We start from the raw sequence: 9,681 nt of genomic DNA on the forward strand, positions 1-9,681 counted from the left end.
CGCCCGCCTGCACGAGGGGCTCGGCTACCGCACTCCCGCGGAGGTCGAGGTGGCCTACACTCACGATCAGGACTCAGCGCCCGTTGCGTCCTGACCTCGGAACGAAACCCAGGGCGCTTCATAGATCCTCCTCCACATCGATTCCTCGAACACTAGAAGGGACCACTGACATTGAGCGCGCGCCGACCGGATCAGTAGTCACTGGCCAGGTCCGACTCATACAGCGCCCTGGCGCTCTCGGCACCTCGGATCGCCTCGCGGACCCGGCGCTTGGTGATATCTAGGACCCGCAGCACGTCACTCGTCTCAGCAACGGACTCGACGCGGCGGAAGTCATCTGCGAAGCGCTCGGCGAAGTTGGCTAGGCCGCGAAGCTTGGGCAATGCGTCGGAGAGGTGGTGCCCGTGCGGGTCCACGAGGTCCACCGCGATGCGACCGTCGTGATTGGTGCCGAAGAACAGGAAGTCCGGACGCAGCGCCTTCCAGTCGCCTACCTCATCCTTGTAGGCCACGGCGAGGGATTCCTTCGTGGCGCGGTCAGGGTTGCGGTACCAGCCCTGGAAGCCGGGCTGTGCTGCTTCGGAGTCGAGGACCTTGCGCTCCCACTCGTTCAGCGTGATCGGGACCGTGCCGTCTTCCGCAGCGAGCAGGTGCATCTCGCGGGTGGGCAGGTCCTCCTCGGCGCCGTCGGGATGACGCACCTTGGTGTCGGTCTGACCGTTCTTCGGGACGGTGAGTGTGATCGGCTCGGGCGCCGTCGACATCGACTCCAGCCCATCGTACTCGGCCTGGCGTTCGTCGCTCAGTCCTTTGCGTGCGACGCGGGTCTGCGTGAGCCACTCGCGGGACAGTCCATCGGCCTCATGCTCGACCGCCTGGGCGATTTCGTGTACTCGGCTGAGTGAGGCGACGGTGATGTGCGCTTCGAGGAGATCGTCCTCGTCTCCGTCCGGCCCGACGAGATGGTCGACATAGGAGGAGCACAACGCCGGGCTCAGGATCCGCGTGGCTGTGCGGTAGTAGTCCTCGATGGCGCGAGGGTCGGCGCTCACGGAGAACGCCCGATAGGAGAACCCGCCACCGACTCTGCCGCGGACTTCCTCGCCCTCCATCGTGAGCACGTCCTCGCGCGCCTTCTCAAGCTTCTCCCGGTACTGGACGGCACGACCGTCGAGCACGGCATGGAGATGCTTGTGCGCCTTCTCCACAGCCTCGTCCACGAGGTGGTCCTTCGAAAGCGCCGTCGCCAGGGCGGTGAGCCGACGGATGGGTTTGACGTTCTTCTTCGGGATCGTCACCGACGGGATGGCCGCGAAGCGCTCCCACACTGCTTGGGCGATCGCCGGGTTCGGGTACAGCGGGATTGGGTCGAACAGCACTCGGCGCCCGAGGCCTCCGCCGCCGTCCTCTCCTTCGTCGGCGTCCTTGCTCGTCGCGCCCTTCATCAGCAGTTCCGCGACTCCGGTGGCGGTCTTGCGATCGAAGAGCGGCAGCAGGCAGTCCACCGAGTTGAGCAGTTCGTTACCGGGGATGCGGCGGGCGAGCGGTGTGCGCATCATCCGCCCGAGCAGCTGTGTGATGTGGGTGCGGTCCTTGGCAGGACGGAACGAGACGAGCACTTCCGCGCGCGGCATCCCCGCCGGTCGAGATCGCGCTCTTGGCGAGCAGCACACGTACGTGCGTGGCGTCCTGGACCCGCTGCGGCTCGATGTACGGCACCACCTGCTGCCCGACGGTCAGGTCCGTATGTTCGCCGAAGACGTTTGCCACAGCGTCATACGGCAGCTCCGGCCAGGCCTCGTAGATCGTGTCCAGCGTCCGGGTGAGGGTCTCCTGCGAGGGCTTGTCCCCGACCTGGACCACCAGCAGTGGGCGAACGGCTTTGGACTCGCCCTGCTCGCGCGCATAGTCCTGCCACGCACTCTCGGAGGCCTTGATCTTCTCGACGGCCTTGGTCAGGAGCACGGTCTCGAACGCGCCGTCCTCGGCAGGGATCGACAGGGCGATGTCGTCTTTCAAGAGGCCTGAGGCCTGGACCAGCGCGGAGTCCACCTGCACCGACGGGAGGGCGTCGCGGCCCTTGGCGTCCTTCATCGCGGTCTCGAACCGCTCAACCGTAGCCGAGATGCCGAAGACGACCGGCATCGCAGGCACGCTGCTCTGGCCGTTGATGAGGCGCTGCACGATGGTGGACCGTTCGCGTGCGCGCGTCCCCATGCCGCGATGCGCCTCGTCCAGCACGAGGTAGAGGGTCAGGTCCTCGTTGGCGATAGTGTTTGTGATCGTGTCGTAGATGGACGACTGGACCTCGTCGGGACGAGGTTCGAGACCCGGCAGCACGTCTTCGCCGTTGACTTCCGGCGCCCCCTTAACGAGACGGGAGTTCTTGCTGAGCTTCTGCGTGTTGAGGAAGTACACGTTGCCTGGCCGAAAGGTCGGCTCGGAGAACGTCGTAGGCACGACCCGCAGTCGGTGATCGAGCTCGCTGGCCGCGGCTTGGATACGCGCACGCGACTGCTCGTTCAGCGCCGGGTCGTCCGAGAACCACAGCACGACGGCACCCGGGTCACCAGCCACGTCGAACTCGTCGTTGCCGAAGAAGAGCGATTCAATCACGGCGGCGGCCATGACGGTCTTTCCAGCACCTGTCGTGGCGCTCAGCGAGAACTGCGAGAGCGCGCCGTACCGACGGTAGGAGTCGCGAGCACGGTCCAGGTTCCGCAGCACGTCGCGGACAGCCTCGGCCTGGTAATCCTTCAGCGTGTAACGCATTTACAGGCTCCGTCCGGTGTTGATCTCGAAGTTCTGGAGGTAGGACTCGTATAGGCGGACGGGGACGACAGCGTTCGGCAGTTCGCGACACACCATCTGGAAGGCGCTGTCGTCGTTCGTGACGACGAACGCGATGTCGACGCCCTCACGAGCACTCACCGCCGCGACGAACTCGTCCGCCTGGTCGAGGTTCTCCAGCACGCCATAGGAATCGGCCACGTCCCAGCCGTCTTCGCCGAGGTCGTAGATGACGCGACCACGGGACCCGGCGCGCAACCATAGCGTCGGCGCGACGCGCTCGAAGGCACGGTTGTGACGAACCGACAACGGCGCCTCGTAGGTGAGGGTGAAGAACGCGGCGTTCTCCTCGAAGCCCTCCGACATCGGGAACTCATCGGTAAACTTGTAGTCGCCCTTTATCGGCTCTCCCTGCGGAGTCTTGCCGGTGATCGTCGCCGTGAGGCGCGGCTTCGTGATGTAGTCACAGATGCCGAGCGACTCCCAATCGGCGTCTCCGGGTCGCAGCCCTTGCTTTCGCAACCCAGCCTGCTCATCCGCGGAAACCTCGTTGTTCGTCACCGAGATGCACTGGCGACGTCCTCCATCCTGTCGGTTCAGTCGCATTACCGCATGAGCAGTGGTACCTGAGCCGGAGAAGAAGTCCAGCACGACAGCGTTGGGCTTGTCCTGCACGACAAACCGTAAGGTGTCCTCTACGGCGTATAGCGCCTTGGGAAACGGGAACTTCCGATCACCGACAAGCGCTCGTACCAAGTGCGAGCCGTGGTCACGCGCGAAGTGACCTGTGAGGCTCCATACCGTCCGCGGTGCAACGGTTTTGGCCTTTTGCCCGAGTCCAAGTTGCAGCGCCCCTTCATCGGTGCGTCCGGTAACGACGAAGGTCCCGTTCTCGATGTTCTCCAGTGTGCCTGGCTGGAGATAGGTGACGGGCCGGAGGCCCGTCTCAGGGTCCCTTCTGCCCAGTCGTGCAGTTCCATTCGCGAAGTACCTTCGCATCAGCTCGGCAGAGAATCTCCACCGGTTCTCGCCTCCATCAGCGCCCATCGGCCAGATAGCGAGTTCACCGTTCTCGAGGGGGAAATCGTTCCTGTCTGCGTCCTTGGGGATAGGATCGCCTACCCGTCGAAACTCTCCGGTCTCAGCATCAATAATGACGGGATAGAACAGACTCTTGCTCGCCGCACGAGATGCACCGGAACCTCGACGAACAGCCGTAAACCAGACGGTGGGCATGCTTGCTGGCTTATCCTCGTTGTTGCCGGGCAGCATCGTATTGGACCACGACGCGACCTTGGCGGCCCCCACGAAGACGTAGAAGATGTACTCGTCGACCCGCGAGAAGCGGCCTGTCCGCGGCGACCCCGCCCTGTTGATCACGCTCGACACCATTTGGATGTCGGCTTCGGGGAACGTCTGCTCCAGCAGCAGCCCCAGGCGGAGATACTCCTTTTCGTCGATCGTGACGATTAGCACCGAGTCATCGGGGTTGAGCAGCTCACGAGAGATCTTCAGGCGTCGCTCCATGAACGCCAGCCACTTCGAGTGTCGGTAGTCGTCGTCGCCCTCGACGTAGTCGTTGTTGTACTTCCAGTCCTTGGCACCCGTGTTGTACGGCGGATCGATGTAGATGGCGTCGATGGAGTGCCGATGCGTGTACGTCAGCATCTCCAACGCGTGGTAGTTCTCCGCGTTGATGACCGAGTGGAACGGCTTGTCGCCGCCCCGCTCGACACGGCCCGTCTCCACCAGGCCGGGGTAGATGCGATCCCGGAACTCCGCGACGACCACCACATCGTCTGCGGGCACAGAGCAGGCCGCGGGCTCCTCGGCGTCCAGCTCCGCGAGATGGGCCAGGCGTTGCCCGTCGGCTCGTTCGATCCGCGTGACGCGCCACAGACGCTGGTCGCCAGTCTTCGTCTCCCCACGAGGAGGAAGCACGCGCACCTTGTCGCCGCGACGCACCGGCCTGCCGGGCAGCTCGACGGCCTCGGGCTGATGCTGCTCGAAGACGAGACCGAACGTGCGACGCTTAGTGAGCGCGGCGATCTCAGCTTGCAGATCAGCACCAAGTTGCGGATCAGCCTTGCGTGCCTGCCGCAGCAGCTCCGTCAGTCTCGACAATTGTGTGCCCCCTCGCCCGCACCGATGCGAACTAGCGCTTACTTCTTACTCCCAGATTTCACACGTTGAAGCGGAACTCCACCACGTCGCCGTCCTTCATCACGTAGTCCTTGCCCTCCATGCGCACCTTGCCGGCGGCCTTGGCGTCGGCCATGGACCCGGCGGCAATCAGATCGTCGAAACTCACGATCTCCGCCTTGATGAAGCCGCGCTGGAAGTCGGTGTGGATCACGCCGGCGGCCTCGGGTGCCGTCGCGCCGACCGGGATGGTCCAGGCGCGCGTCTCCTTGGGCCCGGCCGTCAGGTACGTCTGCAGGCCGAGGGTGGAGAAGCCCACGCGGGCCAGCTGGTCCAGCCCGGACTCGTCCTGCCCGGCCATCTCCAGCATCTCGGCAGCCTCCTCCTCGGAGAGCTCCACGAGGTCGGACTCGAGCTTGGCGTCCAGGAACACGGCCTCAGCGGGGGCCACCAGATCACGCAGCTCCTGCTGCTTGGCCTCGTCCCCCAGCACACCCTCGTCCGAGTTGAACACGTAGATGAACGGCTTGGCGGTGAGCAGGCTCAGCTCCCGCAGCCGGTCCATGTCCAGCGTGTCCTTGTCCTTCGCCGCGAAGATGGTCTCGCCCCGCTCCAGCACCGCGAGCGCGGCCTTGAGCGCCTCGAGGTCGGCAGGCTCCTTCTTCTTGCCCTTGACCTCCTTCTCGACGCGCGGGATCGCCTTCTCCACGGTCTGCATGTCCGCGATGATCAGCTCGGTGTTGATGGTCTCCATGTCCGAGGCCGGGTCCACCGTGCCGTCCACGTGGACGACGTCGCCGTCGTCGAACACTCGGACCACCTGGGCGATCGCGTGGGCCTCACGGATGTTCGCCAGGAACTGGTTGCCCAGGCCCTCACCCTCGGACGCGCCCTTCACGATGCCCGCGATGTCCACGAAGGAGACGGTCGCCGGCAGGATGCGCTCGGAGCCGAAGATCTCGGCGAGCTGCGGGAGGCGGTCGTCCGGGAGGTTCACCACGCCCACGTTCGGCTCGATCGTCGCGAACGGGTAGTTCGCCGCGAGCACGGTCTGGCGGGTGAGTGCGTTGAAGAGGGTCGACTTGCCCACATTGGGAAGTCCCACGAATCCGATAGTCAGTGCCACGGTCGACCATCCTACCGGCGCGCCCACTTCGGTAGCGTGGCCCCCGTGAACCAGAGCACCTCCCCCACCCCGGACCCGCTTCCTAGCGACGGCACCTCGCCTTCCGAAAGCACCTCGCCCGAGGGCGTGGTCGGCCCCTCGGACGAGATGGTCCCGCTGATCGGCCTGGCCGTGGAGCACGGGCTGGACCTGATGGGCCGCGGCGAGGACCTCGAGCCCACCGTCCTGGCCGTCACCGCGGACGGCATGCGCGGCATGTGGACGAGCCCGGAGATGACCCCGGAGGACTCCGCCGGCTTCGTGGCGAAGATCGATCCGCGCCCGGCCAAGGCGGTAGCCGTGTTCCACGGCGGCGTGGAGCAGGAGGACGGACTCGCCCCGGCCTACTTCGTGGAGTCCTTCGAGGCCGGGACGGCGCAGTCCGTGCGACTGGTGTTCCTGCACAGCGTCGGTGACCGGGAGACGGGCGAGACCCCGCAGATGCTCGGTGAGCCGACCCTCGTGGGCAACGGACCCAACCCACTCGCCTGAGCCACACCCATGACATCCGTCATGGCGAAGTGGTGACGCCCGGCAGATCCGTTCTCCACCGCATCCGACGAGGCTGGTCACATGACCAGCCGACAGCAGACCTCAGCCCCCGAGACCACCCGATCCACCGGCCTCTCCACCGCTGCCCCGGACCCGACGCACACCGTCCCGGCCACCGACGAGCACCCCGACCTCGTCTTCGCCGCCGAAGACGTCCACCGGCACTTCGGGAAGGTGCGCGCCGTGGACGGCGTGGACCTGACCGTGCCGCGCGGCGAGGTGATGGCCCTGCTCGGCCCGAACGGCGCCGGCAAGACCACCTTCCTGGACATGGTCCTGGGCTTCACCGTCCCCTCCTCCGGCCGCCTGGAGGTGTTCGGCGGCAGCCCCCGCAGCGCCGTGGCCGACGGCCGGGTGGGCGCCGTCCTGCAGACCGGCGCGCTGCTGGACGACCTGACCGTGGCGGAGACGCTGCGCTACATCGCCGGCTGCCACCGCCGCCACCTCCCCGTGGAGGACGTGGTCGAGCGCGCCGGTCTGGGGCCGATCGCCGCCCGCAAGGTGAAGAAGTGCTCCGGCGGTGAGAAGCAGCGGCTGCGCTTCGGCCTGGCCCTGCTCACCGACCCCGAGCTGCTCATCTTGGACGAGCCCACCGCCGGCATGGACGTGTCCGCCCGCGCCGAGTTCTGGGACGCCATGCACGCCGAGGCGGACCGCGGCCGCACGGTCGTGTTCGCCACCCACTACCTCCAGGAGGCCGCGGACTTCGCCGACCGCATCGTGCTCATGCGCTCCGGCCGCGTGCACACCTCCGGCACCGTCCACGAGCTCACCGCCGGCGCCCCGCGCACGGTCTCCTGCACCTGGGCTGGCCCCGGCTCGCCCACCGAGGTCGCCGCCCACTTCGGCGCCCTCCTTCCCGACGGCGGCTCCCGCACCTCCGGCGAGCGCGTCACCTTCTCCGTGGCCGACGGCCCGGACGCCTCCGACCGTCTGGTGGCGACCCTGCTCTCGGAAGGCCTCGGCCGGGACGTCGAGGTGGAGCGCGCCACCCTGGACCGCGTCTTTCTGGACCTCACGGCCTGACGGCCGCCGCCCCCGATCCTGCCGCCGCCCGTCGCCCGGCGTGCGGCCCAGCCCTGTCCACAGAGAGGACCACCCCATGACCTCCCCCTCCTTTACCGCAGCCCCTGCCGCCGGCACCGCCGCCGGGTCCGCGAACCCCGGCCTGACGGCCGCCCGCGGCCCGGCCTCCCGCCTGGCCTCCTTCGTCCGGCATGACCTTGTCCGCCAGCTGAAGATGGTCGAGTCGATCTTCTTCATCGCCGTGCTGCCCACGGCGTTGTTCCTGATGTTCGGCACGCTGGCGGACTGGGGCGACGTCCGGATGGAGAACGGCAACATGGTCGCCCACACGATGGTCTCCATGGCCCTGTACGGCGCCGTCACCGCCACCACGGCGATCTCTGGCTCTGCCGCCGTGGAGCGGCAGCTCGGCTGGGGTCGCCAGCTGTCCCTGACGACCCTGTCCGGCACCGCGTACATGGTCGGCAAGGCGCTCGTGGCCGTGTGCATCGCCGCGCTGCCGGTGGCACTGGTCTACGCCGTGGGCGCCGTCACCGGAGCCGAGTTGGACGGTGCCTGGCGTTGGGCGGCCTCGGCCGGGCTGACCCTGCTGGCCGCGGTGCCGTTCGCGTTCTACGGCCTGGCCGCGGCGCTGCTCTTCCGCTCGGAGGCCGCCGTGTCCGCCGCCTCCGGCATGCTCGTCGTGTTCGGCTTCCTCGGCAACCTGTTCACGCCGCTGAACGGCATGCTGCTGGACATCGCCCGCTTCACCCCGCTGTACGGCTCGGGCGTGCTGGCCCGATGGCCCATGATGGAGGGGCAGGTCGTCGCGTCGACGGCAGCGTCATCACGGATCCGCTGTGGGTGGCGGTCCTGAACGTGGCCGCGTGGACGCTGGTGTTCCTGGCGATCTGCCTGCTCGCGAACCGACGGAGGACCTCCCGCGCATGAGCACCGTGCACACCGACCCGGCGCAGGCCGAGCCCGCCGACCGCCCCACGCGCACCCTGCCGCGCGAGGAGTGGCCGACGGTGCTCGGCTTCGCCGGTGTCTGGCTCGTCTTCCTCCTCATGGCCGTCGCGTCCGTGACGGTGGACCGGGTGCGGTCCGGGGACACCCTGGGCGCGCTGGTCTCCATGGGCTCCGGGCTGGCCTTCACCGCCGTCTACCTCACGGCCTTCGTCGCGCCGCGCCCGGTCCCGTCGTGGCCGCGCCCGGTCAACACCGCCGGCTACACTCTCCTGCTCGGCGCGGTCACCGCCGTCTTCGCCACCGTCGCCGGGACCGCGGCGCTGAACGTATTGCCCTACTTCTCGGCGGTCTGGATCTTCTCCCAACGGCGCCGGATCGCCCTGGTCGCCGCCGTCGTGGTGGCGGTCATCGGGGTGACGCTCGCCCAGCTGCTCACCGACGGCGAGGGGCGGATGTGGCTGACCGTCTCGCTGATCGTGGCGACGGCCGTGATCGTGGCGGTGCGCCTGGCTGCGGACAGCGAGGACTCGATGCGTGAGGTCCGGCACGAGCTGGACCTGTCCCGCCAACGCGAGGTGCTCGCCCGGGACGTCCACGACGTCCTCGGCCACTCCCTCACCGCCGTCCACGTGAAGGCCCAGCTGGTCGCCCGGCTGATCGACGCGGACCCGGCCCGAGCGAAGGACGAGGCCGAGCAGATCGCGGCCCTGGCCCGCACCGCCATCGGCGAGGTCCGCTCCACCGTGGACGGCCTGGCGGCCCCACAGCTGGTCACCGAGCTCGCCGGCGCCCGCCGTGTCCTGTCCGACGCCGGCATCCGCGCGGACGTCCCCGGCGTCGAAGCCGCGGCCGAGGTCCCAGAGCCGGCCGCCGGACTCTTCGCCTGGGCCCTGCGCGAGGCCGTCACCAACGCCGTGCGTCACTCCGGGGCCGACCGGGCCCGGGTGCGGCTGGCACCGGATCGCCTCGTCGTCGTGGACGACGGTGTCGGACCGGACGGCACGGTGAGCGGACACGCCCAGGCGAGCGGGCCGTCGTCGGGGAAGCACGGTGCG

8 protein-coding genes are annotated in these 9,681 nt (G+C 67.9%); 4 read left to right on the forward strand and 4 right to left on the reverse strand.

The window, feature by feature from the left end:
* Positions 1-191: 191 nt before the first annotated feature.
* From AC2W7A_RS05335 to ychF, 4 genes are read right to left on the reverse strand one after another with little or no spacing between them, the layout of a single operon-like run.
* A complete protein-coding gene (locus tag AC2W7A_RS05335) occupies positions 192-1,634 on the reverse strand; it encodes a hypothetical protein (RefSeq protein ID WP_485990440.1) in 1,443 nt (480 codons plus the stop codon).
* On the reverse strand, positions 1,522-2,772 hold the full coding sequence (locus AC2W7A_RS05340) for a DEAD/DEAH box helicase family protein (RefSeq protein WP_485990441.1): 1,251 nt from the start codon (positions 2,770-2,772) through the stop codon (positions 1,522-1,524). Before AC2W7A_RS05340 ends, AC2W7A_RS05335 begins: the two co-directional genes overlap by 113 nt.
* A complete protein-coding gene (locus AC2W7A_RS05345) occupies positions 2,773-4,914 on the reverse strand; it encodes a site-specific DNA-methyltransferase (protein WP_485990442.1) in 2,142 nt (713 codons plus the stop codon).
* Between the two features lie 58 nt (positions 4,915-4,972).
* Positions 4,973-6,058: a redox-regulated ATPase YchF gene (ychF, locus tag AC2W7A_RS05350; RefSeq protein ID WP_485990443.1), complete on the reverse strand. Its 1,086-nt coding sequence runs from the start codon at positions 6,056-6,058 to the stop codon at positions 4,973-4,975.
* Positions 6,059-6,103: 45 nt separating this feature from the next.
* Here ychF and AC2W7A_RS05355 point away from each other — a divergent pair, with 45 nt between their 5' ends.
* From AC2W7A_RS05355 to AC2W7A_RS05370, 4 genes are all read left to right on the forward strand, one after another.
* Positions 6,104-6,589, forward strand: coding sequence for a hypothetical protein (locus AC2W7A_RS05355; RefSeq protein WP_485990444.1), 486 nt, complete (start codon positions 6,104-6,106; stop codon positions 6,587-6,589).
* Positions 6,590-6,670: 81 nt separating this feature from the next.
* A complete protein-coding gene (locus AC2W7A_RS05360; RefSeq protein WP_485990445.1) occupies positions 6,671-7,675 on the forward strand; it encodes an ABC transporter ATP-binding protein in 1,005 nt (334 codons plus the stop codon).
* Positions 7,676-7,751: 76 nt separating this feature from the next.
* The gene (locus tag AC2W7A_RS05365) at positions 7,752-8,531 is read left to right on the forward strand and encodes an ABC transporter permease (protein ID WP_485990446.1); all 780 of its coding nucleotides are present in this window, start codon (positions 7,752-7,754) and stop codon (positions 8,529-8,531) included.
* 70 nt (positions 8,532-8,601) lie between these two features.
* Positions 8,602-9,681, forward strand: a 1,080-nt coding sequence (locus tag AC2W7A_RS05370) for a sensor histidine kinase (protein WP_485990447.1), incomplete at its 3' end; no start/stop codon positions are given.

The organism is Micrococcus sp. LASM2_SD2 (assembly GCF_057364565.1).

Excerpts from the sequence above, each read along its gene's own strand:
- AC2W7A_RS05360 (WP_485990445.1), top strand. The coding sequence starts at position 6,671 with ATGACCAGCCGACAGCAGACCTCAGCCCCCGAGACCACCCGATCCACC.
- AC2W7A_RS05365 (WP_485990446.1), top strand. The coding sequence starts at position 7,752 with ATGACCTCCCCCTCCTTTACCGCAGCCCCTGCCGCCGGCACCGCCGCC.
- AC2W7A_RS05335 (WP_485990440.1), bottom strand. The coding sequence starts at position 1,634 with ATGCCGCGCGCGGAAGTGCTCGTCTCGTTCCGTCCTGCCAAGGACCGC.
- AC2W7A_RS05340 (WP_485990441.1), bottom strand. The coding sequence starts at position 2,772 with ATGCGTTACACGCTGAAGGATTACCAGGCCGAGGCTGTCCGCGACGTG.